Origin of the sequence: Burkholderia sp. PAMC 28687 (assembly GCF_001577465.1) — a bacterium.
Classification (GTDB): Bacteria; Pseudomonadota; Gammaproteobacteria; order Burkholderiales; family Burkholderiaceae; genus Caballeronia.
Genome location: NZ_CP014505.1, coordinates 555,188 through 580,829 on the forward strand (window position 1 = coordinate 555,188; position 25,642 = coordinate 580,829).

Annotated in this window: 18 protein-coding genes; 14 read left to right on the forward strand and 4 right to left on the reverse strand. The window is 61.8% G+C overall.

Annotated features, from left to right (window positions below):
- Positions 1-56: 56 nt before the first annotated feature.
- Both AX768_RS02620 and dacB read right to left on the reverse strand, forming a co-directional pair.
- On the reverse strand, positions 57-1,253 hold the full coding sequence (locus tag AX768_RS02620; RefSeq protein ID WP_086382493.1) for an SGNH/GDSL hydrolase family protein: 1,197 nt from the start codon (positions 1,251-1,253) through the stop codon (positions 57-59).
- A 188-nt stretch (positions 1,254-1,441) separates the two neighbouring features.
- The gene (gene dacB, locus AX768_RS02625) at positions 1,442-3,085 is read right to left on the reverse strand and encodes a D-alanyl-D-alanine carboxypeptidase/D-alanyl-D-alanine endopeptidase (protein ID WP_231941308.1); all 1,644 of its coding nucleotides are present in this window, start codon (positions 3,083-3,085) and stop codon (positions 1,442-1,444) included.
- A gap of 560 nt (positions 3,086-3,645) precedes the next feature.
- Here dacB and AX768_RS02630 point away from each other — a divergent pair.
- From AX768_RS02630 to AX768_RS02665, 8 genes are all read left to right on the forward strand, one after another.
- A complete protein-coding gene (locus AX768_RS02630; RefSeq protein WP_155524170.1) occupies positions 3,646-4,875 on the forward strand; it encodes an OprD family outer membrane porin in 1,230 nt (409 codons plus the stop codon).
- Positions 4,876-4,886: 11 nt separating this feature from the next.
- Entirely contained in the window at positions 4,887-7,412 is a 2,526-nt protein-coding gene (locus AX768_RS02635; RefSeq protein ID WP_061998666.1) for a family 20 glycosylhydrolase, read from the forward strand.
- Positions 7,413-7,537: 125 nt separating this feature from the next.
- Positions 7,538-8,200: a response regulator gene (locus AX768_RS02640; protein ID WP_061998667.1), complete on the forward strand. Its 663-nt coding sequence runs from the start codon at positions 7,538-7,540 to the stop codon at positions 8,198-8,200.
- Entirely contained in the window at positions 8,200-9,510 is a 1,311-nt protein-coding gene (locus tag AX768_RS02645; protein ID WP_061998668.1) for an ATP-binding protein, read from the forward strand. Before AX768_RS02640 ends, AX768_RS02645 begins: the two co-directional genes overlap by 1 nt.
- A gap of 79 nt (positions 9,511-9,589) precedes the next feature.
- Positions 9,590-11,134 carry a DegQ family serine endoprotease gene (locus AX768_RS02650; RefSeq protein ID WP_062000719.1) on the forward strand — a complete coding sequence of 515 codons (1,545 nt, stop codon included), beginning with the start codon at positions 9,590-9,592 and terminating at the stop codon, positions 11,132-11,134.
- 268 nt (positions 11,135-11,402) lie between these two features.
- Positions 11,403-11,849, forward strand: coding sequence for a carboxypeptidase regulatory-like domain-containing protein (locus tag AX768_RS02655; RefSeq protein ID WP_375507660.1), 447 nt, complete (start codon positions 11,403-11,405; stop codon positions 11,847-11,849).
- A gap of 253 nt (positions 11,850-12,102) precedes the next feature.
- Positions 12,103-12,465 carry a DUF427 domain-containing protein gene (locus tag AX768_RS02660; RefSeq protein ID WP_061998670.1) on the forward strand — a complete coding sequence of 121 codons (363 nt, stop codon included), beginning with the start codon at positions 12,103-12,105 and terminating at the stop codon, positions 12,463-12,465.
- A 36-nt stretch (positions 12,466-12,501) separates the two neighbouring features.
- Positions 12,502-13,260, forward strand: coding sequence for a CoxG family protein (locus tag AX768_RS02665; protein ID WP_061998671.1), 759 nt, complete (start codon positions 12,502-12,504; stop codon positions 13,258-13,260).
- Positions 13,261-13,271: 11 nt separating this feature from the next.
- On the opposite strand, the gene AX768_RS02670 is transcribed toward AX768_RS02665, so the two are convergent.
- Positions 13,272-13,913 (reverse strand): TetR family transcriptional regulator, encoded by a 642-nt coding sequence (locus tag AX768_RS02670; protein ID WP_061998672.1) that lies wholly within the window; start codon positions 13,911-13,913, stop codon positions 13,272-13,274.
- Positions 13,914-14,366: 453 nt separating this feature from the next.
- On the opposite strand from AX768_RS02670, the gene AX768_RS02675 reads away from it, so the two are divergent.
- The 3 genes from AX768_RS02675 to AX768_RS02685 are packed head-to-tail and all read left to right on the forward strand — an operon-like array spanning position 14,367 to position 20,473.
- Positions 14,367-15,638, forward strand: a complete 1,272-nt coding sequence (locus tag AX768_RS02675) for an efflux RND transporter periplasmic adaptor subunit (RefSeq protein WP_061998673.1) — start codon at positions 14,367-14,369, stop codon at positions 15,636-15,638.
- A gap of 37 nt (positions 15,639-15,675) precedes the next feature.
- A complete protein-coding gene (locus AX768_RS02680; protein ID WP_061998674.1) occupies positions 15,676-18,834 on the forward strand; it encodes an efflux RND transporter permease subunit in 3,159 nt (1,052 codons plus the stop codon).
- A gap of 1 nt (position 18,835) precedes the next feature.
- Positions 18,836-20,473 (forward strand): efflux transporter outer membrane subunit, encoded by a 1,638-nt coding sequence (locus AX768_RS02685; protein WP_082778736.1) that lies wholly within the window; start codon positions 18,836-18,838, stop codon positions 20,471-20,473.
- Between the two features lie 76 nt (positions 20,474-20,549).
- Here the strand turns inward: AX768_RS02685 and AX768_RS02690 are convergent, their stop codons facing one another.
- Positions 20,550-21,923 carry a nucleobase:cation symporter-2 family protein gene (locus tag AX768_RS02690; protein ID WP_061998675.1) on the reverse strand — a complete coding sequence of 458 codons (1,374 nt, stop codon included), beginning with the start codon at positions 21,921-21,923 and terminating at the stop codon, positions 20,550-20,552.
- A gap of 444 nt (positions 21,924-22,367) precedes the next feature.
- Here AX768_RS02690 and AX768_RS02695 point away from each other — a divergent pair, with 444 nt between their 5' ends.
- Genes AX768_RS02695 through fghA form a run of 3 tightly spaced genes read left to right on the forward strand, consistent with a single transcriptional unit; the run spans position 22,368 to position 25,610 of the window.
- Positions 22,368-23,588, forward strand: a complete 1,221-nt coding sequence (locus AX768_RS02695) for an AGE family epimerase/isomerase (RefSeq protein ID WP_061998676.1) — start codon at positions 22,368-22,370, stop codon at positions 23,586-23,588.
- Between the two features lie 58 nt (positions 23,589-23,646).
- On the forward strand, positions 23,647-24,753 hold the full coding sequence (locus tag AX768_RS02700) for an S-(hydroxymethyl)glutathione dehydrogenase/class III alcohol dehydrogenase (RefSeq protein ID WP_061998677.1): 1,107 nt from the start codon (positions 23,647-23,649) through the stop codon (positions 24,751-24,753).
- An 11-nt stretch (positions 24,754-24,764) separates the two neighbouring features.
- Positions 24,765-25,610: an S-formylglutathione hydrolase gene (gene fghA / locus AX768_RS02705; RefSeq protein WP_062000720.1), complete on the forward strand. Its 846-nt coding sequence runs from the start codon at positions 24,765-24,767 to the stop codon at positions 25,608-25,610.
- Positions 25,611-25,642 lie beyond the last annotated feature (32 nt).

The following is a 25,642-nucleotide window of genomic DNA, read 5'->3' on the forward strand; positions in this document are numbered from 1 at the left end:
AACGCCCGGTCTCGAAAGAACCGGGCGTTTCGTATTTCCCCTGCTTCAAACGAAGCTTATTTTCCCAACCCTGCCTTCGCGACCTGTTGCTCCACGTAGGTGGAAAACAGCGCGTGCAGATGCGTCGTCGGATGTACGGTATCCGCGTACATGTAGGTCTGGTCGGCGTTCGCCACCGTGTACGTCTGCGGCGAGCAGAACAGCGACGTGCCGAACGCGGTCGGGTTCGGCTGGCCGGCTTTCGTGGCGGCAGCGATCATCGCGGCGAGATTACAGGCCGTGCCCGTATTCGATACCGAAAAGCCGTTCGATTGATAGTTGGCCTGGACACCATCGACCCACGTGTAGGCATCGACGTAGATCACCTTCGACAACAGCCCCGCCTGCTGCAGCGCGCCTTGCAGCGTGCCGTTGAACAACTGCGTGACTTGCGACAGCGTCACGCCTTTGTCGGCGCTGGCAAGCCCCTGTGGCGATCCGCCGATATCCGGCACATTCGATACCAGCACATGCGTGGCACCTGCCTGAACGACGCGTCCGACGACCGTGGCCAGGTCGATAGCCGCCTGGCTGATCGCGGTCGTCGCGGCTTTTTGCGCCGCGTTGCCGGCGGCCAGCGCATCAGCCGGCGCAAGCGTTCCAGCCGCGACCTGCGCCTGAATTCCCGCAGCAGTCGCTTGCGCAACAGTCAGGTTATAGAAGATGTCATTGGCGCCGCCGTTCACCAGCACGAGCTGGTTGGCGTTGAACGTGCCGTGCGACGCGATGTACTGCGAGACCTGATCGTTGACCGGAATCGTCGTGGCTTGCGAGAAGTCCGCGTTCGCCGTGCCCGGCGTGGCATGGCCGACGCCCGGTTGCAACGTCACGCGCGAGCCGCCTTGCGCATAGCCCAGCCCGGTACCTGCCTGAAGCGGCACGCCGAAGCCGCCGGTATTCGCGGCGGTGAGCGTGTCGCCGTAATACTGCGCGACGTTCTGCGTCCAGACCTGGCCGGGGTTCGTCGTGAAGCGGCCGCCGCCGAAGTTCGCCGTGGCGACGGGCGCGTACGTGCCGACATCGGACAGGCTGTCGCCGAACGACACCACCTGCAGCTTCACGCCGCCCGCGGGCGTGTTGTTATTGTTGTCGTCGCTGCCGCCGCACGCGGCCAATGCGGCGATGGCTGCGCACGCCATCGCGGTTTGCACAGCGCGCAGCCAGTAGGTCTGGCGCGCGGCGGGAATGGTCTGGGCGGGTTTCATCGGCGTCATCTCCTCGTTCCTCGTTTATCTAGTCTGTGGTCTGCATGCCGCTTCGAGGTGCCGGTCGACGAGCGTCTCGGCGAGCCTGTCGGCTTGCGTGGCGATAGCTTACCGAATCTTTTAAGATAATTTCAGTTGTTTCCTACGAGGGTTTCCCTGTGCTTGTGCGCATCGCCGGAGTGGGTTTTGCGTTGCCTTCAATCCATCGATCCCGTGCGGCGCGCGCCTTCGTAGACCCATTCGAGCAAGGCATCGTGCGCGGCGCGCGCAGCTTCGGCACGCGGGTCGTTGATCATGCTCACCACCACGTAGCTCTCGCCGTTCGCCGCGCCCACGTAACCCGCGATCGCGCGGACGTCGCGCAGCGTGCCCGTCTTGATGTGCGCGTTGCCGAGCGCGCCTGCGTTCGTCAGGCGGTTGCGCATGGTGCCGTCCACCCCGGCGATCGGCAGCGATTCCGTGAAGACCTGCGCGACCGGACTGGAATTCGCCGCGGTCAGCAGGTCGGCGAGCGACTGTGCCGTGATGTGTTCTTCGCGCGACAGACCCGAACCGTTATCCAGATACAGGCCCGACATGGGCAGGGCGCTTCGATGCAGGAACGCGGTAATGGCTGCCGCCGATTTCTGCGTCGTCGCCGGTGGTTTGCCGGTTGCGGCGCCGATGGTCAGGAACAAATTACGCGCCATCACGTTGTTGCTGAACTTGTTGATATCTCGAACGATGTCCGAGAGCACCGGGCTGCGATGCGTCCCGACAAGCCGCGCGCTGGAAGGCGTCGGGCCTTCGCGCGTCACGCCGGCGAAGGTGCCGCCCGCCTGTTTCCACAGCGCGAGGAAACCGCCCGCGAAAAACGTCGAGTGATCGAGCGCAGCGACGTTGATCGTGCGCGGACCGCAGCGCAACGGATAGTCGCCAATGAACGATGCCTGCACGAAGCCGCCCGAAGTTTGCGCCACGCTTGGCGACGCCGCCGGGAGCGTCCCCGCGCACGCGCCGCGCGTCACGCGCAATTCGTTATCGATCTGAAGTTGCGCGAGTTGCGGCAAGACGTCGATCGACACGCCGCCTTCCGGATTCGGCGTCAGCGTGAACGACAGCGACTTGAACGCGTAGAGCAGCGGGTCGGGACCGACGTTATAGGGCGCGGTTTCGTCGGCATCGAAGGCGGGGAGGTCGCGTGTCGACGGATCGAAGTAACGCTTGTCCAGCACCAGCGCGCCGTCGATGCCCGAAATGCCGTTGCGGCGGATCTGGTCCACGAGATCGATCAGTTCTTCCGGCACGAGCTTGGGATCGCCCGTGCCCTGGATATAGAGATTGCCGTGAAGGATGCCGTTGGCATCGACTTCGCCGTCGGCATAGGCCGTCGTTTTCCAGCGATAGTCAGGTCCCAGCAGCGACAAACCCGAGTAGGTCGTGACCAGTTTCATGGTGGACGCGGGCATCATCGGCACGTTTGCGTTGAGCGCGACGAGCGGTACGCCGCCGGCGCCGATGCGCTGAACCACCACGCTCATCGACGAAAGCGGTACGTGCGCCCGTGCGAGCGCTGCCATGACGGTGGGCGGCAACGGGCCGGCGGGAACCGCGACGCGCTCGAAGTTGTTCTTCCTGGCGGCCTTCTCGGCCTTGGTGGTCTTGACCGCCTTGGTCGTCCTCGCGACCGCGCTTTTGCCGGCCTGCTTTTGCGATTCTGCTTTTGTGCCGCCGCCGCTGCGGGCCTCGGCGGGCGTGCTCAGGCCCATACCTAGCGCCGATACAACCACGGCCAGCGCCGTGACAGCGCGCCACCCTTTGCCGATGGAAACTTTTGTGGTCTGCAGTGATGCTCTATACATGTGTTCGGATCGTGTTCGTGCTGCGGTTTTGCGGACGCCGGCTAACGGAGTGCCGGTATTGTAGAGGCGCTTGTGATTACGATTGTTAATTCCGCGTCTTTCAGAGTCATCACGGCATGAGGCCGTTGGCGAGACGTCCGGGCAACGCCTGCTCCGCCGCGTTTATCTTTCGGTCGCTGTGCCACAGCAAATCGATATCGATATCGGCCAGACATCAAAAAGGTCATAGACGATTCGACGCAGGTTGCGAAGGCGGTGCTGGACAACAGCACCGCCTTTTTTTGTCGCAAAACGTCGATGAAACCGGGACGCATCAACCCGGCCGCTATCCCAAAATTAATACCACTTGAATACCAATTTACGACCGGCTAGTCTTCTTCGTTCAGAGAAATCCATGCGGTGATCAAGAACCGCAGCGAGGGGGAGACGTGACCAGATTCCAGTCATTATGTTTTGCAGTCCTAACAACAACGTGCGGTGCGTCGGCAGGGGCTGAACCTCCGGCGTTCGAGGACGACGAACTGACGCGCGGCACCGCGCAGCCTTGGCGTTCCGAAGAGATGCCCAGTCTTTTCTCGAAGTCCGAGACGACCGTCAGTACGACGTTTTACTCAAGAAACGGGCATGCGGCCGATCACGCCGGTGATATCCATGTCAACGCGCTCTCATTGGGTATCGACTGGCGCTCGGGTTATGCGGCGGGTCCGTGGGGATTTGTCGGCGCAGACGTGTCGGGTTTCACCAACCTTCGGGTCGCGCCGGGCACGGGCTTGTCGGAAGTGCTTTATCACGACTATCGCGATGACGCCGACAAGACCTATGCAACGCTCGCCCATGCTGCGCTGAAATGGCGCAGCACCGCGGCTGGCGATGGATGGCAGGTTCGCGCGGGTTATACGCCGCTGAGTGTCGGCACGCTCGGGTCATCGGGCGGATTGCACTCGCACGCGTACCGCGGCGCCGAAGTGAAATATCACGTGGCGGGCTGGGAATTCGGCTACGCGCTCGCCGATCAGTTCCGCAATGAATGGGACAACCGCTTCCGGCCGATGACCAACGCGTGGCATCAGAACCGCGATCAATATGACGGCTCGGCAAGCCGTATCGACTATGTGCATAGCGCGGGGATCCGGTACGAGGCGGCTGCCGATACCTATGTCGATGGCGGCGTGGGCGAGGGCAAGCGCTACAGGCGCAACGCGCAGGTTGCCGCGACGCGTGCGTGGCGCACCGGCGAGCACGGCACGGTGACGACGACCGGCTATGCCTTGTGGGGCCGATATCAGGCGGCGCTCGGGCCGGTCGCGTCGCCGGCCAACGAATGGCATGCAAGCACGAGCGTCGGTTACGCGAGCGGTCCATTCACCGTCAGCATGGGCTTCGGCGTCACGCACGCACCCGACTCGCGCGAGATGAATTTCCGCCTGACGCCTTGGGCCAACAGCGACAACCGCAATCAGATCCAGACCTGGGGCCAGCTCGATGACTTCGTGTGGGACGGCACGCACGTGATCAAGGCATCGGCGTCGTATCAGATCGGGCCGTATATCGGTTTGCCGGGACTTGCAGTCGGCGTGAGCGGAATTCGCGGATGGGCAATCAAAAACCCCGGACGCGGCGATACATCGGCGAACGAGATCGACTTGAGCGTCACCTATGACGTGAAGGAAGGTCCGCTCAAAGGCGCAGGAATCGGCGTGTTTCCAGCGCGGCTTCGCACCAATGGTTTTTACGGGAAATCCGACCGCAATGACGTGAAGATCATTGCATCGTATAGCAAGACTTTTTGAAGGGAGACATCATGAAACGAATAAACTTCGCGACCGGATTGCTGGCAATGGCAGCGTCCATGCCCGTGTTTGCGCTTACGCCAGCGCTGCCTCCCGAAGCGACACAACCCGTCGCAGCCGCAACTTCCGCCGGCCCGGCGCTGGCCGCGGTGCTTGCGAACGACCTGATGCTGCGCGTATCGATCGATACCAACGATGCCGCCAAGTCGGGCGTGCCATGCGCCGATTTCGGCGCCGACTCGGGCGCGTGCGCAACCGGCCGGCTGGCCCTCGTCAACACGGGGCAGGCGCGAATCACGGGCGATGGCTGGAAGCTCTATCTCCACAGCATTCGCCGGATCCTTGGCATCAATCATCCGGACTTCTCGCTGCGCCACCTGACGGGCGACCTGTACGAACTGACGCCACGAAGCGGCGCGGTGACGCTTGCCGCAGGCGAGCGGCTGGAAGTGCCGTTTGTCGCTGAATACTGGCTGCTCCGATACAGCGACGTACTGCCCCGGCCCTATGTTGTCGTTGCGGGCGCTGCGCCCGCCGTGCTCAAGCAAAACGATACCGAGGACGAAACTCGATACGTCGATGCGCTCCCCGCAAATGACAACTCCGGCGTCCCACCCACGCCCGCGCAGATATTCCGCCAGCAAGCGGAGCGTGGCGAACCGCTGCCGGCGCGAGAGGTCGCGGCGCGCGTGTTGCCGTCGGCGATGAGGACGAACGTTGGAGAAGGCGAGGCCGATTTGCGCGGGGTCGAAATGTCGCTTCCGGATCTCTCGCCGGGACAGGTCGAAGCGCTGCGTGAACGCGCCGGTTCGCTGGGGCTCGCGAAGCAGGGATTGCCGCTCACCGGTGTGATCGCGCCTCACGCGCTGCCTGCCGATATCGCCGTGGCCGGCGGTTACCGTGTGCGGATCGCGCCCTCGGGCGTGTCGATCGACGCTTTTGATGCAGCCGGTCTTTACTACGGCGTGCAGACCGTACTGTCGCTGGCGCCGGCGGGCGGCGGACGCATTCCCGCAATGACCATCGAGGACGCGCCGCGCTACGGCCATCGCGGCATGATGGTCGATGTCGCGCGCAACTTCCGGCAACCCGCCACGCTGCGCCGCCTGATCGACCAGATGAGCGCTTACAAGCTCAATCGCCTGCATCTGCATTTGTCCGACGACGAAGGCTGGCGCATCGAGATCCCGGGTCTGCCCGAGCTGACGGCAATCGGCGCCCGGCGTTGTCACGACCTCGGCGAAACCCGTTGCCTCATTCCCCAGCTTGCTTCCGGCCCGGACAACCGCTCAGGCGGCGGCTTCCTGACGCGCGACGAATACATTGCGTTGCTGCGATACGCCAATGATCGTTTCGTGGAGGTCATTCCCGAAATCGACATGCCCGGCCACTCCCGCGCGGCCGTGGTCGCCATGGAAGCGCGGTATCGGCGGCTGCATGCGTCGGGCAACGAGCAGGAAGCGAACGCCTTCCGCCTGATCGATCCTGACGATACGTCGAATACGCTTTCGGTGCAGTTCTACGATCGACGCAGCAATCTGAATCCCTGCTCGAGCGGCGCGCTGAACTTTGCGGGCAAGGTCATCGGCGAGATTGCCGCGATGCATCGCGAAGCGCAGGCGCCGTTGAACGTATGGCATTTTGGCGGCGATGAAGCGAAGAACATCCTCCTCGGCGCGGGTTTTCAGGCGCGCGACGGGAAGGACGCGGACAAGGGCCGTATCGATATGGGGGCGCAAGACAAACCGTGGGCGCGTTCGCCAATGTGCGCGGCCTTGCTCAAGCAAGAGGGCATCGAATCGGTCGACGAGTTGCCATCGAGGTTTGCCCGTCAGGTGAGCTCGCTCGTGAACGCGAACGGCATTGAGACAATGGAGGCATGGCAGGACGGTTTGAAGCATGCCGCCGGTCCACGCGACTTCGCGACGAAGAATGTGATGGTCACGTTGTGGGATACACTTTTTTGGGGCGGCGCGGAAACGGCGCGAAGCTGGAGCGCGAAGGGGTATCTCGGGATTCTGGCCTTGCCCGATTACTTGTACTTCGATTTCCCGTACACACTCGATCCACACGAGCGTGGCTACTACTGGGGATCGCGTGCAACGGACAGCTTCAAGACGTTCTCGCTCGCGCCGGACAACCTGCCGCAGAACGCCGAAGTGATGCCGGATCGCGAGGGCAAGCCCTTCGAGGTGACGAGCAATGGCCCGGCGGCGCATGTCTATGGTATGCAAGGTCAGGCGTGGGCCGAAGTGATACGCACGGACCAGCAGTTCGAATACATGGTGTATCCGCGTCTGCTCGCGCTGGCCGAACGCGCATGGCATCGGGCGGAATGGGAGCGGCCATATAAGGAAGGCGAGCGCTACAAGCTCGGGGACACCGACCTGGTCGACAAACGTGCGTTGGCTCGCGACTGGCAGGGCTTTGCGAGTGTCGTTGAACAGCGCGAGCTGCCAAAACTGAAACTTGCGGGCATTGGTTATCGGTCGCCCAAGCGAGAGGTTGCAGAGACCGGCATCGAAAAGCGCGATTGACGCTAACAGGTTCGCAACGGGGCGTCAGTGAGCCTTAAGTCCCGTTTAAGCCCCGCCCCGCGTGTCCCGGCTAGAATAAACGTCCGGGCCGCGAGGTCGCCAAGCTTAGAGCCGCAGAGCGAATCATGCGAATCCTGCTAGTTGAAGACGACAGAATGATTGCGGAAGGCGTCCGCAAGGCCCTGCGCAGCGACGGCTTTGCGGTCGACTGGGTGCAGGACGGCGAGGCCGCCCTGACAGCCGTCGGAGGCGAACCCTACGACCTGATGCTGCTCGACCTGGGCCTGCCAAAACGCGACGGCCTCGACGTGCTGAAAAGCCTGCGCGCCAAGGGCAACACGCTTCCGGTGCTGATCGTCACGGCACGGGATTCCATCGCCGACCGGGTCAAGGGGCTGGATGCCGGCGCCGACGATTACCTCGTCAAACCCTTCGATCTCGATGAACTCGGCGCCCGCATGCGCGCGCTGATCCGCCGCCATGCAGGCCGCGGCGATTCGCTGATCCGCCACGGCGCCCTGACGCTCGATCCCGTAGGCCATCAGGTCACGCTCGAGGGCAACGCCATCGCACTTTCGGCGCGTGAATTCGCGTTGCTCGAAGCCCTCATGGCGCGCCCCGGCGCCGTCCTGTCCAAAAGCCAGCTCGAAGAAAAGATCTACGGCTGGGGCGAGGAAATCGGCAGCAACACGGTCGAGGTCTACATCCATTCGCTGCGCAAGAAGCTCGGACCCGACCTCATCCGCAACGTCCGCGGACTCGGCTATATGGTGTCGAAGGAAGCCTGATGCATTCAATTCGACGCCAACTGCTGGTGTGGCTGCTGGCGTTGGTTATCGTCGGCGTGGGGTTTGCGGGCTGGCTGATCTACCGGCAGGCGCTCGCCGAAGCCAACGAACTTTTCGATTACCAGCTCGAGCAGATCGCGGCGGCGTTGCCATCGGAGCCGTTTTCGTCGGTGCTGCAATCACGCAGCGACAGCGACGAAGGCGTCGTGATCCAGATCTGGAACCGCAACGGCGTGCTGATGTATTACTCGCATCCGCGCGTGCCGCTCGCGCCGCATGCCGAACTCGGCTTTTCCACCGAAGCCACCGCGCGCGGCGAATGGCGCGTATATAGCGCGATCGTCGGCGACAACGTCGTGCAGCTCGCGCAGCCGCTGTCCATCCGCAACCGGCTTGCGGCCGGCGTGGCGTGGCGTACCTTGTGGCCGCTCGTGCTGTTGTTGCCGCTGCTCGGCATGGCGATATGGATCATCGTCGGGCGGGGCTTGATGCCGTTGCAGCGCGTGACGCGCGCGCTCGACACGCGACATCCCGAAGCGCTCGAACATCTCCCCGATAACCGCTTGCCCGAAGAAGTCGTGCCCGTGGTGCGCGCGCTGAACGCGCTGCTGGACCGCCTCGCGACCGCGCTCGATACACAAAAGGCCTTCGTGGCAGATGCCGCCCATGAACTTCGCACGCCGCTCGCCGCCGTGCAGATCCAGTCGCAACTCGTAGCGCGCGCAAAGGACGACGATTCGCGCAAGGAAGCGCTCGACGACCTGCAAGCCGGCATTACACGCGCCACGCGCCTGGCTGAGCAACTGCTCGCGCTTGCGCGCTCGGAACCCGACGGCAAGAACACGACCACGCCTGTCGACCTGCATGCGCTGCTCGACGAATGCGTCGGCGCATCGGTGCTGGTGGCGCAGCAGCGCGGCGTAGACCTGGGCATCGAGGCAACCGAGGCGGCGACCGTAACGGGCGACCCGAACGCGTTGCGCGTGATGTTCAACAATCTCATCGATAACGCCACGAAATACACGCCGGATGGCGGCCGCGTCGACGTTTGCCTGCGCGTGGACGAAGGCCGCCCGGTCGTCGAAATCTCCGATAACGGCCCCGGCATTCCCGCCGAGGAACGCGAGCGTGTGTTCGACCGGTTTTATCGTGTGGGAGCGAGCGCCGACCGAGCGCGAACGGACGTGGCGGGCAGCGGCCTGGGGCTTGCCATCGTGCGCCGGATCGCCGAGCAGCATGGCGCGGCGGTCTCGCTTGCGGAATCGAAAGGTGGCGGTCTGCTGGTATCGATACGCTTCAATGCGGCCTGAATTCATTGCTTTAAGTAACCTTTAAGCGGCGCCCCGTACTCTTCGTTTCATCATGAAGCGCATCCCCGAGGAGCACACGATGAAAGCGAAGATCATTACCCGCAGCGCCGTTGCGGTAGCCGTTGCAGTCGCCTTGTCGGCGGGTTACGTCGCCGGCAACCATAATGTCGCCGCGCCCCAGGTCATCACGCCGGCGCAGGCCGCGATGATGCCCGCCGAAGCCGCCGCCAAGACCGGCATCCCCGATTTTTCGGGACTCGTCGAAACCTACGGCCCGGCCGTCGTCAACATCAGCGCGAAACACGTCGTAAAGACGGCTGCGCGGCGTGGCATGAATGGCGGCATGAACGGCGGAGCAAATGGCGGCAACCCGCAACTGCCGATCGATCCGAGCGATCCGTTCTATCAGTTCTTCAAGCATTTCTACGGTAACGGCGTGCCTGGCATGGGCGGCGACGGCAATGGCCCGAACGCCTCCGATACCCCCAGCGAAAGCCTGGGCTCAGGGTTCATCGTGAGCAGCGACGGGTACATTTTGACCAACGCGCACGTGGTCGACGGCGCGAATGTCGTTACCGTGAAAACCACCGACAAACGCGAGTACCGCGCGAAAGTCGTGGGCGCCGACAAACAGTCGGACGTCGCGGTGCTGAAGATCGAAGCGAAGAACCTGCCGATCGTGAAGATCGGCGACCCGAACGGCAGCAAGGTCGGCCAGTGGGTGGTGGCGATCGGCTCGCCTTACGGTTTCGATAACACCGTCACCTCCGGCATCATCAGCGCGAAATCGCGTTCGTTGCCCAACGAGAACTACACGCCGTTCATCCAGACCGACGTACCGGTGAACCCGGGTAACTCGGGCGGACCGCTCTTCAACCTGCAAGGCGAAGTGATCGGCATCAATTCGATGATCTATTCGCAGACCGGCGGCTTCCAGGGTCTTTCGTTCGCAATCCCGATCAACGAAGCGATCAAGGTGAAGGACGCGCTGATCAAGACCGGACACGTGGACCGCGGTCGCCTTGGCGTGACGGTGCAGGGCATGAACCAGACGCTGGCGAAATCGTTCGGCATGCAAAGCGCGAACGGCGCACTGGTGAGTTCGGTGGAACCGGGCGGCCCTGCGGCGAAGGCGGGTCTCCAGCCCGGCGACGTGATTCTGTCGGTGAACGGCCTGGCCGTTGCGGATTCCAACTCGCTGCCGGCGCAAGTTGCCGGTCTGCCGCCTGGAAGCACGGCGAAGGTGCAGGTCTGGCGCGAGAAGGGCACGAAAGACCTGACGGTGACCGTCGGCGCGCTGAGCGACGCCAAGACCGCAAGCACGGGCGGTGCGGACAAGAGCGAATCGGCATCGCAGGACGCGCGTCTGGGCGTGGCAGTCCGGCCGCTGACGCCTGAAGAGAAGCAGAGCGCTTCGTTGTCGCGTGGTCTGCTGGTCCAGCAGGCGGGCGGCGCGGCGGAAAGCGCAGGCATCCAGGCCGGCGACGTGATCTTGGCGGTCAATGGCCAGCCGGTCACGACCGTCGATCAGTTGAAGACGATGGTCAAGAACGCCGGCGACAGCATCGCGCTGTTGATCCAGCGTGACGATGCGCAGATTTTCGTGCCGGTGGACCTTGGCTGATGCCGGATTTCCGGGCTGCGGCGACGCCGTAGCCCGGAAATAGGGCGGGATGCGGGCATGAACTGTGCTGATTCGTCTGTTCAGATGCTGTGTCGGCTTGGGTAGTCCGGGAGGTCTCGACTACCGCGTGCCGGGCAGCAATCAGTAGCGCAGCGCCGATGAAGGCGTCTGAAGTCCACAAGGAGCCAAACAGATGACAAAGACGACGAACGCAGCCAGCATCCAGGCAACATCGAAGAAGAAGGCGTTTAAAAAGGTATCGATCGCGATGCTCGCCGCCGCGATGACTCTTGGCGTGGCGGGCGGCGCGTTTGCGCAGGCATCGAGCGCTGACACCAGCGACATGAGCAGCGCCGGCAATACTAATGGCGGCGGCCTGCCTCAGGTCCAGACGCAGGGCAATGTGTCGTACACGTCCGGTGGCGTGGGGCTGGACGAATCGCATGCACTGATCCGCGAACAGGCGCATTGGCCGCTTTCGTTGCGTTTCACGGGTCCTACTGCGGATTATCTTGCCGACGTGCACGTGCGCATCGCTGACGAAAAGAACGCCGAAGTGCTCAAAACCGATGCAATGGGCCCGTACATGCTCGTGAAATTGCCGCCGGGCCGCTATACGGTCTACGCAAAGTACAAGGATTCGGAAAAGAAACAGGCGGTGACGGTGGCGGGAAACGGCAAGGCAAAGGCCGCTTTCCACTGGTCGAGCCAGTAAGCAGCTCGCTTTCCGAGCCGCGAATCGGAACAAACTGCCGGGAACGGCGCGAACCCGGACACGGTGTGTTGCGCAGGACATAAACCCGCGCACAACGCTTGCACAACTCCCTCGGAGTTGTCTCATAATGAAAGCCACGGGTCCCGGAAAGCCCGTGGTTTTTTTTGTGCATTCGTGCCGCAGTCGCACGACCGCGCATTTCAGTGCCTTGCTTCGAATCCGCATGAATCCAGTCTGAAACCGGGAGCGCACGATGAACACCGACACCCATCTGATTGAAATTTCGCTGAACACGCGCCGGCATCGCGTGATCCATCAGGGCGTGACGTTCGCCGATACCCAGGCGGCCTTGACGCTCGCCGAAACCGGTCTTGACCCGGTGCATTATTTTCCTCGCGGCGACGTCAACATGGCGCGCCTCGCCAGGTCCGCGCACACCTCGCATTGCCCGTACAAGGGCGAAGCCACTTACTACCATTTGCTCACCGAAGAAGGTCCGATCGAAAACGCGGTCTGGAGCTACGAGGAACCGCTGGAAAGCGCCACGCAGATCAAGGGGTATCTGGCGTTTTATCCGACGCGCGTCGATCGTATCGATGAAACGTCGGGCGCCTGATTACTAAACCGCCGCATCGAGTCAGGGGAGGCCGTGATGGAAGTCGCCGATGCTTTACGCATTCCGCTCGCCCCTGCTCTCGTACGTGAGGCGCTGGGCGACCTGGCGCTGGTGCGCGCGAGTATCGACAATTGCGAATCGCTCTTGCGGCTGGCCGGCGGCGAATACATGCTCGCGATGACCGTGCCGCTCGGCGCGCTGCGCTCGCGTTACGTCATCCGCGCACATGTAGCCGAAGCGCGCCGTTTGCCGCGGCATGACGAGGCCGAGGGCGAAGTCGATGCCCAGACCCTGAGTTTCAAGGCGCGCGGCGAGGGCGTGGGATCGTTGCGCGGACAGATCGCGGTGGCGCTGATTCCGGACGCGAACGGCGAATCGACGTGGATCGAATATACGGTTTGGGCAACGCTCACCGGACCGCTGGCGAGCTTGCCGCCGCGTCAGATCGAAAACGCGCTGCGCGAGGTCGCCGATGATTTTTTCGCCGACTTCTGCGAGGTGGTGCGCGCAAAGCACGGGCATCCGGCAACGCAAGCGCCGGACGCGGCAGTTACCCGACGGCATCTATTCCTGAGGCCCATCGCCATGTCTGCGGCGTTCGCGCGTCCGGCGAGCGCAGCGGCGCAGAAGTCGCGCGCTGCCGCGGCCGATGCCATAGGCGGCGTGTTGCGACACAGGCTGCATGGGCATGCGCCGCGGCATCATCCGCACAGCATGCCCGCATGGGCATGGGCTGCAATGCTCGGCTGCGTTGCGATCTTTCTGTTTCTCGCGCAGCATTACGGGCTGCGGTGAGGCTTAGGGCATTATTCGCCCGGACGCAGCATTGATGGGCTAAAACGCATCACATCGAAACATGAGTCGATCAACCGTTCCGATTCGTTCTTCAGATCTATGCTTTCCGGCCACATCAGCGAATCATGAAGAATGCCCGTAAAGAGCGCATGAAGGATGGTCGTGGCGTGATGGGTGTCGAGTTGTGCCGGCAACTGGCCTTTATCGACGGCGTTCAACAACCCGCGTTCAATCTTTTCCTTGCCTTCGCGCATGTTGGTCTGATGGCGTTCGCGCACCGGACCCATGTCTTCCACGAACTCGCATTTCAAAAATAGGATATCGAACACGCGGCGCCGCTGTTCGTCCAGTGCGATATTGCGCATGCACCAGATGAAGATGTCGCGCATCCGGCCAAGCGGATCGGGCTCCCTGGTGTCGAGCGTCGCCTCCACCAGTTCGTCGAGCGGTAACAGACTGCGGTCGAACATGGCGGTGAAAAGATCGCCCTTGTTCGCAAAGTGCCAGTAAATTGCGCCGCGCGTCACGCCGGCTTCGAGCGCAATGTCCGCCAATGTTGTTCGCGACACGCCTTTCTCGAAGAATACCCGCTCGGCTGCGTCCAGAATGCCGTTGCGTGTTTCCGCCGCTTCTTCCTTCGTTCGTCGGACCATTATTTAGTCAGTTCCAGCTTGCCTGGTTTGCGCAACGACTCAGCGCTTTCTTACAGTATCCTGCAGCGGCGTCACGCATTTGTTTATCGTCTTTCAAAGCTTCGAGACGATTCCCCTCGCGCTGCTCGTGTTCACGCACGATCGTCTCTTTTACGTTCATTCGTGAATGTATATACAATACCATCCGTCCAACGATAGCCCAAGCCGCATTGACCGGTTAATATCCGACACAGCTTTCAGCCGCCGCCCGTCCGCGAGGCCCATCCCAGGCCCACACAAGCGGCAGTCGCACGACAGAGACGACGCCCGGCGCGGAACACGAATGATGGTCGGGGCACTGGTTCATGCGCCCGCAGGCTACTGGTTTGCGTCTAAAGACGCTTGTTGCGGCCCGCCGGCAGGAGAGGCGGCCGCGCACTTATTTCAATCTCAGTCTTTGACAGAGGTCGCTCCATGCGCGTCGAACGGGTTCCATTCCGCTTAATCACTGCCGCGACGGCTGCCCTAATTCTTGCAGCCTGCGGAGAAAAACAATCGGCACCGCCGCCCCAGACGCCTGAAGTCGGCGTCGTCACCGTCCAGCCGACCACCGTTCCTGTCGTCAGCGAATTGCCGGGCCGCACAAGTGCGTTTCTCGTCGCGCAAGTGCGCGCTCGGGTCGACGGCATCGTGCAGCGTCGCGAATTCACCGAAGGTGCAGATGTGAAGGCAGGTCAGCGCCTTTACAAGATCGATCCGGCGCCTTACATCGCGGCATTGAATACGGCCAAGGCCACGCTCGCGAAGGCCCAGGCCAACGTCGCCACGCAAAACGCGCTCGCCGCGCGCTACAAGGTGCTCGTCGCGGCAAACGCGGTCAGCAAGCAGGACTACGACAACGCGGTGGCATCGCAGGGACAGGCTGTCGCGGACGTGGCATCGGGTAAAGCCGCCGTCGATACCGCCCAGATCAACCTGGGCTACACGGACGTCGTGTCGCCTATCACGGGCCGTATCGGCTTGTCGCAGGTCACGCCGGGCGCTTATGTGCAGGCAAGCGCTGCCACGCTGCTCTCGACGGTCCAGCAACTGGATCCCGTGTATGTCGACCTGACGCAATCGAGCGTGGACGGCCTCAAGCTGCGCCGCGACATTCAGGAAGGGCGCCTGCAGACCGGCGGCCCGAACGCCGCCAAGGTCTCGCTGATCCTGGAAGACGGGCGCACCTATTCGGAACAGGGCAAGTTGCAGTTCTCGGACGTGAGCGTGGACCAGGGCACGGGTTCGGTGACCGTGCGCGCGATTTTCCCGAACAAGGACCGCGTGCTGTTGCCGGGCATGTTCGTGCGCGCCCGTATCGACGAAGGCGTGAACAACAAGGCGCTGGTCGTGCCGCAAGTCGGCGTGACGCATGACCAGAAGGGCCAGCCTACGGCGCTCGTGGTCGGACCGGACAACAAGGTGGCGTTGCGTCAGTTGGTGACGTCCGGCACGTTCGGTTCGGGATGGGTGGTCGACAGCGGCCTGAATGCGGGTGACCGCGTGGTCGTGCAGGGCACGGACAAGGCGCGGCCGGGTTCGACGGTCAAGCCGGTCGACGCGCAACTGCCGCCGCCAGGCGCCCAGGGTGCTTCCGGCGCTGACGCAGGCTCGGCTCCGGCGGCTGCCGGCGCCAGCGGCGCGGCGGCTTCGAGCGCTCCGGCGCCGGCTTCCGCCGCGGCAGCTTCCGCAGCATCAGGCGCGTAATCAGGCGCAATTGACGGAATAACAGGGAGCCTGTTTCATGGCAAAGTTCTTTATCGATCGCCCGATTTTTGCGTGGGTGATCGCCATTATTCTGATGCTGGCGGGGATCGCTTCGATCTTCACCTTGCCGATCGCGCAGTACCCGACGATCGCGCCGCCGGCCATTCAGATCAGTGCTACGTACCCGGGTGCATCGGCTACGACGGTCGAAAACACGGTGACGCAGGTGATCGAGCAGCAGATGAGCGGCCTCGATCACTTGCTGTACCTGTCGTCGACCAGCGATGACTCCGGCACGGCCACCATCACGCTGACGTTCGCCGCCGGCACCAACCCTGACATCGCGCAGGTTCAGGTGCAGAACAAGTTGCAGCTCGCAACGCCGCTCTTGCCGCAGGCCGTACAGCAGCTCGGCACGAAAGTGACGAAGTCGAGCAGCAGCTTCCTGGTGGTGATGGCGTTCGTGTCGACCGACGGCAGCATGGGCCGTTACGACCTGGCGAACTATGTGGCGTCGAAGATCCAGGATCCGGTCAGTCGTATCGACGGGGTGGGTACGGTCACGCTGTTCGGCTCGCAGTTCGCCATGCGAATATGGCTGGACGCAACCAAGCTCAATAACTTCCAGCTAACACCAATCGATGTCAAGAACGCAGTAGCAAACCAGAACGTGCAGGTTGCGGGCGGCGGTCTCGGCGGAACGCCGGCGGTGCCGGGCCAGATGCTGCAGGCGACCATCACGGAAGCCACGCTGCTGCAAACGCCCGAGCAGTTCGGCAACATCCTGGTGAAGGTCAATCCCGATGGCTCGCAAGTGCGCATCAAGGACGTCGCGCGCATCGAGCTGGGCGGTGAAAACTACAACTTCGACACGAAGTACAACGGTCAGCCGACCGCCGGCTTCGGTATCCAGCTTGCCACGGGCGCCAACGCGCTGAATACGGCAAAACTGGTACGCGCGAAAATCGACGATCTGTCGAAGTATTTCCCGCCGGGTCTCGTCGTGAAGTATCCGTACGACACCACGCCGTTCGTGAAGCTGTCCATTGAGGAAGTGGTCAAGACACTGATCGAAGGTATCGTGCTCGTGTTCCTGGTCATGTACCTGTTCCTGCAGAACCTTCGCGCCACGCTGATCCCGACGATCGCCGTGCCGGTGGTGCTGCTGGGCACGTTCGCGGTCATGGGACTGGTCGGATTCTCGATCAACACGCTCTCCATGTTCGGGTTGGTGCTCGCCATCGGCTTGCTGGTGGACGATGCCATCGTGGTGGTGGAAAACGTCGAGCGGGTGATGGCCGAGGAGGGACTGTCTCCGAAGGAGGCGACCCGCAAGGCCATGGACCAGATCACTGGCGCACTGGTCGGCGTGGCGCTCGTGCTGTCGGCGGTGTTCGTGCCGGTGGCGTTCTCGGGCGGTTCGGTCGGCGCGATTTATCGTCAGTTTTCGCTGACCATTGTTGCGGCCATGATCTTGTCCGTGCTCACCGCGTTGATTTTGACGCCGGCGTTGTGCGCGACGATCCTGAAGCCTATCGACAAGGACCATCACGTCGAGAAAAAGGGTTTCTTCGGCTGGTTCAACCGGATGTTCACGAAGAGCCAGGACAAGTATCACAGCGGCGTGGAGCACGTGATCAAGCGCTCGGGCCGTTGGCTCATCATCTATCTCGTGGTGATCGTCGCGGTGGGTTTCCTTTTCGTGCGTCTGCCGAAGTCGTTCCTGCCTGACGAAGACCAGGGCACCATGTTCGTGATCGTCCAGGCGCCGGCAGGCTCGACGCAGGAACGCACGGCCAAGGTTCTCGCCGATATCTCCGACTGGCTGCTGAAAGACCAGAAGGACATCGTCGAAGCCGTGTTTACGGTGAACGGTTTCAGCTTCGCCGGCCGTGGCCAGAACTCGGGTCTCGTGTTCGTGCGGATGAAGGACTACGCGCAACGACAGCACGCGGACCAGAAGGTGGGCGCGCTGGTCGGGCGCATGTTCGGGCACTTCTCGTCGTACAAGGACGCGATGGTGATTCCGGTGAACCCGCCTTCGATTCCTGAACTCGGCACGGCGTCGGGCTTCGACTTCGAGCTTGAGGATCGTTCGGGTCTCGGTCACGACGCACTGATCCAGGCGCGAAACATGTTGCTCGGCATGGCCGCGAAGGACCCGACGCTTGCGCAGGTCCGTCCGAACGGCTTGAACGATACGCCGCAGTTCAAGGTGAACATCGATCGTGAGAAGGCGAGTGCGCTGGGCGTGTCGCCGGCGGATATCGACAATGTGTTCTCGATTGCGTGGGGTTCGGCGTATGTGAACAACTTCCTTGACGTCGATAACCGGATCAAGAAGGTTTACATCCAGGGTGACGCGCCGTTCCGCATGAACCCGGAAGACCTGAACGACTGGTATGTGCGCAACAGCTCCGGTGGCATGGTGCCGTTCGGCGCATTCGGCTCGGGCAAGTGGATCTACGGTTCACCGAAGCTCGAACGCTACAACGGTATTTCCGCGGTGGAAATCCAGGGTGCGGCGGGTCCGGGCAAGTCGACGGGTCAGGCCATGGCGGCGATCGAGGCCATCGCGGCGAAGTTGCCGGCCGGTATTGGTTACGAATGGACGGGCTTGTCGCTGCAGGAACGTCAGTCGGGTTCGCAGGCGCCGATTCTTTACGGCATCTCGATTCTCGTCGTGTTCTTGTGTCTCGCGGCGCTGTATGAAAGCTGGTCGATTCCGTTCTCGGTGATCATGGTCGTGCCGCTCGGTATTCTGGGCGCGTTGCTCGCGGCTACCTTGCGCGGACTGGAAAACGATGTGTTCTTCCAAGTCGGCTTGTTGACTACGGTGGGTTTGTCGGCGAAGAACGCAATTTTGATCGTGGAATTTGCACGCGACTTGCGCTCGCAGGGCCGAACGACGGTCGAGGCGGCCATGGAAGCGGCGCGCTTGCGGTTGCGCCCGATCCTGATGACGTCGCTCGCATTTATTCTCGGCGTGCTGCCGCTCGCGATCAGTAACGGCGCGGGTTCGGCAAGCCAGCACGCGATCGGTACGGGCGTGATCGGCGGGATGTTGACGGCGACCTTCCTGGCGATTTTCATGATCCCGATGTTCTTTGTCGTGATCAGCAAGATCAGCCATGACAAGGGCACGCCGCATCACGAACACGGTGGCACGCCTGCTCCGGCCAAGGAAGGAAATTGAGATGCTAAAACACTCCTTGATAGCGGCAGCGGTCGCGCTTTTCGCGGCTGGCTGCACCATGGCGCCGAAGTATGTGCGCCCGGCGGCGCCAGTCGACCAGACGTTCCCGCAAGGCGGCGTCTACGACAAGCAGCCGACCGCCACCTCGAGCGATGCAAGCAACCGCACGGCCAATGCAAAACCGGCGGTGGATATTGGCTGGCGTGATTTTTTCGCCGATGCCCGCTTGCAGCGGATCGTCGAAATTGCGTTGAAGAACAACCGCGATCTGCGCGTGTCCATGCTCAACGTCGCTTCGGCGCGCGCGCAGTACCAGATCACGCGCGCCGGTTTGTTCCCGACACTCGATGCAGTCGGCTCGCAAACCAAGCAGCGCACGCCGAAGGATCTGTCGTTCTTCAACCAGACCATTTCGAACCAGTATTCGGTGGGTGTGAATGCATCGTGGGAAATCGACTTCTTCGGGCGGATTCAAAGCCTGAAGGATCAGGCCCTGGCGCAATACTTCGCGCTGGCTGAGACTCGCAAGGCGGCGGAAATTTCGCTCGTCTCGCAAGTCGCCGATCAGTACCTGACCATGCTTTCGGCCGACGACCAGCTCACCGTCACGCGCAACACGCTGAAGACGGCGGACGAGTCGTATCGGATCACGAAGCTGCAGTTCGATAACGGCGTGGGTACCGAGCTCGATGTGCGTCAGGCGCAAGGCGTTCAGCAACAGGCTGCCGCCAACCTGCAGTCACAAATGCGTTTGCGGGCGCAGGCCGAGAATGCGCTGGTGCTGCTGGTAGGCGAGCCGTTGCCCGCCGATCTGCCGCCTGGCTTGCCGCTCGACAGCCAGAACCTGCTCGCCGATATCCCGGCCGACTTGCCGTCCGACCTGCTCACGCGGCGTCCGGACATTGCGTCGGCGGAGCAGTCGTTGCTCGCGGCTAACGCGAACATCGGCGCGGCGCGCGCAGCGTTCTTCCCGAAAATCTCCCTGACGGGAAGTTTCGGGACCTTGTCGCCGTCGCTGGGCGGATTGTTCAAGCCGGGTTCGGCGGCGTGGTCGTTCGCGCCGCAGATCTCGATTCCGATCTTCGAGGGCGGCACGAACATCGCCAATCTCGACGTGGCGCAGATTCAGAAGCGCATCGAAATTGCGAACTACGAGAAGGCAATTCAAACCGCATTCCGCGAAGTGGCGGATGGTCTGGCGGCGCGCGGCACTTATGATCAGCAGATCACAGCGCTCGAGTCGTTCACGAAGTCACAGTCGCGCCGTCTGGAACTGTCGGATCTGCGATATCGCAACGGCGTGGACAGCTATCTCTCGGTGCTGACGGCGCAGGATGATTTGTACACCGCGCAGCAGTTGCTGATTTCGGCGCGCCTTGATCGGGCGACCAACCTCGTGGATTTGTATCGTGAGCTGGGTGGTGGCTGGATCGAGCGTGCAGGCGATCAGCCTCGTCCAGCGGATCTGATTCCGGATTACCGCGATATCGGTACGCCGGCGGCTCCGGCTGCTGCTTCGGGTGCGACCGTGGGTTCGGTTTCCACAGGACCGGCGAAGCTGGTGCCGGTGCAGCATCTGGTCCCGGTTGCAAAGCCGCAAGTTGATGCCGAAGGGAAGGCGGTTGGGTCGGCGGGATAAGCGGGTTAGTTGGATCGTGTGAAAAAAAACCGCAGCCTTGGCTGCGGTTTTTTAATGCTCGTTTAGAACTGGCTTCTCACCGTTCCGCCTTCGCCGTCCCATCGAAATCATGCCCTGCTCGCCGGATCGCGCACGTCGCATCGCGTTCCTTCTTCACTCCGTTGAACACGATATTGAGCAGCACCGCCGACACCGACGCTAGCAAGATCCCGCTGTGCAGAATCGGCTCAAGTGCGTGCGGCAATTGCGAAAAGAATTTCGGCGCAACAACCGGCACAAGCCCCATCCCGATACTCACCGCCACGATAAACAAATTGTGATGGTTTTTCACGAAGTCGACCTTCGACAACACCTTGATGCCGTTTGCCGCGACCATCCCGAACATGACGATGCCCGCACCGCCCAGCACGAACGGCGGCACCGACGCCACCACTTGCGCCATCTTCGGAAAGAGCCCGAGCGCCACCAGAATTACGCCCCCGGTCGCGCACACAAAGCGGCTTTTCACGCCGGTCACGCCGATCAGCCCGACGTTCTGCGAAAACGATGTATGCGGAAACGAATTAAAAAGTCCGCCGATCAACGTACCAAGGCCATCGACTCTCAGGCCGCGAACCAGCGCATCCTGATCGACAGGGCGCTCGACCATGTCGCCGACGGCGAGGAACATGCCCGTCGATTCAATGAACGTGACGAACATGACGATGACCATCGTCGCGATGGACAGCGGGTCGAAGTGCGGCAAGCCGAAGTGAAACGGCAGCACGATGCCGACCCACGGCGCGCTCGTCACGCCGTTCAGGTCGACGCGTCCGAGCGACATCGCGATTGCAAACCCCGCCACGATTCCCAGGAGCACCGAAATGTTCGCGATAAACCCGCGCCCGAACTTGTTGATCAACAAAATCAGCACGAGCACGACCAACGCGAGCAGCAGATACACCGGATTGCCATACTCGGGATTTCCCACACCGCCGGCTGCCCAGTTGATCCCGACGCCCATCAGCGATAAACCGATCACCGCGATCACCGTTCCGACCACGACGGGCGGGAAAAATCGCAGCAACTTCCCGATCATCGGCGCAAGAAAAATCCCGATGACCCCCGCCGCAATGGTCGCGCCGAATATATCGAGAATGCCGAGCCCGGGATTCGTGCCGATGGCGACCATCGGACCGACGGCCGCGAACGTGCATCCCATGATGACCGGCAAGCGGATGCCGAAGATCCACAGGCCGAGCGTCTGGATCAGCGTCGCAACGCCGCATGAGAACAGATCGGCGCTGATCAGGAACGCGATCTGGTCCTTCGGCAACTTGAGTGCCGCGCCGAGAATCAGCGGTACGGCGACGGCGCCCGCGTACATCACGAGTACATGCTGGATGCCCAATGTAAGCAACTGGGCGGCGGGTAAGCGTTCGTCGCACGGATGAACCGGGTTTGATGCCATGTCTTTGTCTCTCTCCATACAGTTTGATCGCCGTGCCATCCGGACGTCTTGTTTGAGCGATCCAAGGTAAGTGGCTTAAAAAACAAGGACAAGTCGACGTTGGCGTATGGCCCCCTTAGCCGGGCTGATATGGCCCGAGTGGCTTAACATTGCGTGTGGCGCGGCGAAGCGTTGGCTGGCGGGCGTTGAACGATTTGCGTCGCGCGAACGTGGGCACTTATATGCGATGCGTGGTTATGATGGTTATCGGCCAGGACGCATAGTCCGTTTTTGGGTGGTGCGGCGAGGGCACGGGGTAAACCCGTCGCAACCGGGGTTTTCAAGCATTTCCGGCGGTTTCAAAACCGCGTTTTACGCCTGCGCTTAAACTAACGCCGCACACACAAAGTCACGAACACGAGCTTTCAAAGACGAGCTTTTCAAGAATCAGCAGACCTCATACAAATGTCCGATACCGCCAAGCCCCAGACTCCCTTCCCCGACTTCCGCTCGCGCGAGTTCCTGCTCGACCATGCGTTACGGACCATGACGTTTTATCACCCGCATTGCATGGATCCGGCGGGCGGTTTCTATCATTTCTACAAGGACAACGGCGCCGTCTATGACCGCAAGACGCGGCACCTTGTATCGAGTACGCGTTTCGTTTTCACCTACGCAATGGCCTACAAGCATTTCGGCCTCGATGAATATCGTGGCGGCGTGCGGCATGGCATCGAATATTTGCGGGAGTTTCATCGGAATCCGGCAACGGGCGGTTATGCATGGACGCTCGATGGCCGACAGGTCACCGATGGCACCAATCATTGCTACGGCCTCGCGTTCGTGGTGCTCGCGTATGCGAAGGCGCTCGAAGCCGGATTCGAAGAAGCGCGGGCCTATCTGGAAGAAACTTGGGACCTGATGGAAGCGCGTTTTTGGGACGCTGAACACGGCCTGTACAAGGACGAAGCGAGCGCTGATTGGGTGGTGTCGGACTATCGCGGGCAGAACGCCAACATGCACGCTTGCGAAGCGATGCTCGCCGCATTCGAAGCTTCGAACGATGTGCGTTATCTCGACCGCGCCACGCTGCTCGCGGACAACATGGTGAACCGTCAGGCCGCGCTGGCCGGCGGGCTCGTTTGGGAACACTACAAGCCGGACTGGTCGGTGGACTGGGATTACAACAAGGGCGACAAGTCGAATATCTTCCGTCCGTGGGGATTCCAGCCGGGACATCAGACGGAATGGGCGAAGCTTTTGCTGATCCTCGACCGGCATCGTCCGGAAGCGTGGCATGTGAAGCGCGCGCGTGAACTCTTCGACAAAGCCATCGAACTCTCGTGGGATCACGAGCATGGCGGCATGGTTTATGGCTTTGACGTTGAAGGCAAGTTCTACGACGAAGACAAGTATTTCTGGGTCCAGGCCGAATCACTGGCAACAGCCGCGTTGCTTGCCGAGCGCGCGGCGCGTGACGGCGACGCCGTTGCCGCGGCCCGTTACTGGAATGATTACGACCGCTTGTGGACTTATAGCTGGGAACACTTTGTCGACCATAAGTGGGGCGCGTGGTACCGGATCCTCGCGCGCGACAACACCAAGTACAGCGACGAGAAAAGCCCTGCGGGCAAGGTCGACTATCACACGATGGGCGCATGCTATGAAGTCCTGAACGTAGTTTGAACGCAGCCCTGAGAATCCCTGAATCAACGATTATCGATTATCGAAAGGAGTCGGACACATGAAGACGAAAGCCGCCATTGCATGGGAAGCCGGAAAACCGCTGACCATCGAAGAAGTGGATCTTGAAGGGCCGCGCGCCGGCGAAGTGCTGATTGAAGTGAAAGCAACAGGCATTTGCCACACCGATTACTACACGTTATCCGGCGCAGACCCGGAAGGCATTTTTCCGGCGATCCTCGGGCATGAAGGCGCGGGCGTGATCGTGGATGTAGGTCCGGGTGTCGGCACCTTGAAGAAGGGTGATCACGTCATTCCGCTCTACACGCCGGAATGCCGCCAGTGCAAATTCTGCCTCTCGCGCAAGACCAACTTGTGCCAGGCCATTCGGTCCACGCAAGGCCGCGGCTTGATGCCGGACGCGACGTCGCGGTTTTCCATCGGCGGGAAACCGCTGTTCCATTACATGGGGACATCGACGTTCTCGAACTACATCGTCGTGCCGGAAATCGCGGTCGCGAAGGTACGTGAAGATGCGCCGTTCGACAAGATCTGCTACATCGGCTGTGGCGTGACAACGGGCGTCGGCGCGGTCGTGTATTCGGCGAAGGTCGAAGCGGGTGCGAATGTGGTCGTGTTCGGTCTGGGCGGTATCGGCTTGAATGTGATCCAGGGCGCGAAGATGGTGGGCGCCGACAAGATCATTGGCGTCGATATCAATGCGGGTCGCGTGGAACTCGCGAAAAAGTTCGGCATGACGCACTTCATCAACCCGAACGAAGTGCCGAACGTGGTCGATCACATCGTGCAACTCACCGACGGCGGCGCGGATTATTCGTTCGAATGTATCGGCAACACGAAGGTGATGCGTCAGGCCCTCGAATGCACGCACAAGGGCTGGGGACAGTCGTTCATCATCGGCGTGGCAGCGGCGGGCGAGGAAATCTCGACGCGTCCGTTCCAGCTCGTGACCGGCCGCGAATGGAAAGGCTCGGCGTTCGGCGGCGCGCGCGGACGCACGGATGTGCCGAAGATCGTCGACTGGTATATGGAAGGCAAGATCAATATCGATGACCTGATCACGCACACACTGCCGCTCGAGCGCATCAACGAAGGTTTCGACCTGATGAAGAAGGGCGAGTCGATCCGCTCGGTGGTTCTGTACTGAGGATGACGACGATGCTGGAACTCGTGGAAGAACATCGCTGCTTTAGCGGCGTGCAGCGGACATATAAGCACGACTCGCAAACCATCGGCTTGCCGATGCGGTTCTCTGTCTTCCTGCCGCCGCAAGCCGCACACGGCAAGGTGCCCGCGTTGTTTTACCTCGCGGGTCTCACGTGTACCGAGGAGACGTTTGCGATCAAGGCGGGCGCGCAGCGTTTTGCGAGCGAGCATGGCATCGCGCTGATCGGGCCCGATACCAGCCCGCGCGGCGCGGGTGTGCCGAACGAAGGCGCGGCGTGGGATTTCGGCGTGGGTGCGGGGTTTTACGTCGATGCCACGCAGGAACCCTGGGCGCGCAATTATCGGATGTACTCGTATGTGACGCAGGAGTTGCGCACCACGGTGCTGGCCGAGTTGCCCGTTCGCGAGGATCGTCTGGGTATTTTCGGCCACTCGATGGGCGGTCACGGCGCGCTGGTTCTGGCGCTGAGGAATCCGGACATCTACAAGTCGGTATCGGCGTTCGCGCCGATTGCCGCGCCTTCGCATTGCCCGTGGGGCGAGAAGGCGTTTTCAGGTTATCTGGGTGATGATCGGGAAACGTGGAAGCAGTACGACGCGAGCGAGCTGGTGAAGAGCGCGAAGACGAAGTTCGATGCGGGGATCCTGATAGATCAGGGTCTCGCCGATAACTTCCTCGCCACGCAACTGCATCCGGAGATTTTCGAGGCGGCCGCGAAGGCGGCGGGGCAGGCGGTAACGCTGCGCCGGCATGAAGGGTACGACCACGGGTATTACTTCATCTCGACGTTTATCGGCGAGCATGTGGCGTTTCATGCGCGGACGTTGTGCGCGTGAGGCAAAGTTGGACGGGAGCGCCGTGGGCGCTT

Coding starts and splice junctions, on each gene's coding strand:
- AX768_RS02620 (WP_086382493.1), bottom strand. CDS start 1,253: ATGACGCCGATGAAACCCGCCCAGACCATTCCCGCCGCGCGCCAGACC.
- dacB (WP_231941308.1), bottom strand. CDS start 3,085: ATGTATAGAGCATCACTGCAGACCACAAAAGTTTCCATCGGCAAAGGG.
- AX768_RS02630 (WP_155524170.1), top strand. CDS start 3,646: ATGCCCAGTCTTTTCTCGAAGTCCGAGACGACCGTCAGTACGACGTTT.
- AX768_RS02635 (WP_061998666.1), top strand. CDS start 4,887: ATGAAACGAATAAACTTCGCGACCGGATTGCTGGCAATGGCAGCGTCC.
- AX768_RS02640 (WP_061998667.1), top strand. CDS start 7,538: ATGCGAATCCTGCTAGTTGAAGACGACAGAATGATTGCGGAAGGCGTC.
- AX768_RS02645 (WP_061998668.1), top strand. CDS start 8,200: ATGCATTCAATTCGACGCCAACTGCTGGTGTGGCTGCTGGCGTTGGTT.
- AX768_RS02650 (WP_062000719.1), top strand. CDS start 9,590: ATGAAAGCGAAGATCATTACCCGCAGCGCCGTTGCGGTAGCCGTTGCA.
- AX768_RS02655 (WP_375507660.1), top strand. CDS start 11,403: ATGCTCGCCGCCGCGATGACTCTTGGCGTGGCGGGCGGCGCGTTTGCG.
- AX768_RS02660 (WP_061998670.1), top strand. CDS start 12,103: ATGAACACCGACACCCATCTGATTGAAATTTCGCTGAACACGCGCCGG.
- AX768_RS02665 (WP_061998671.1), top strand. CDS start 12,502: ATGGAAGTCGCCGATGCTTTACGCATTCCGCTCGCCCCTGCTCTCGTA.
- AX768_RS02670 (WP_061998672.1), bottom strand. CDS start 13,913: ATGGTCCGACGAACGAAGGAAGAAGCGGCGGAAACACGCAACGGCATT.
- AX768_RS02675 (WP_061998673.1), top strand. CDS start 14,367: ATGCGCGTCGAACGGGTTCCATTCCGCTTAATCACTGCCGCGACGGCT.
- AX768_RS02680 (WP_061998674.1), top strand. CDS start 15,676: ATGGCAAAGTTCTTTATCGATCGCCCGATTTTTGCGTGGGTGATCGCC.
- AX768_RS02685 (WP_082778736.1), top strand. CDS start 18,836: ATGCTAAAACACTCCTTGATAGCGGCAGCGGTCGCGCTTTTCGCGGCT.
- AX768_RS02690 (WP_061998675.1), bottom strand. CDS start 21,923: ATGGCATCAAACCCGGTTCATCCGTGCGACGAACGCTTACCCGCCGCC.
- AX768_RS02695 (WP_061998676.1), top strand. CDS start 22,368: ATGTCCGATACCGCCAAGCCCCAGACTCCCTTCCCCGACTTCCGCTCG.
- AX768_RS02700 (WP_061998677.1), top strand. CDS start 23,647: ATGAAGACGAAAGCCGCCATTGCATGGGAAGCCGGAAAACCGCTGACC.
- fghA (WP_062000720.1), top strand. CDS start 24,765: ATGCTGGAACTCGTGGAAGAACATCGCTGCTTTAGCGGCGTGCAGCGG.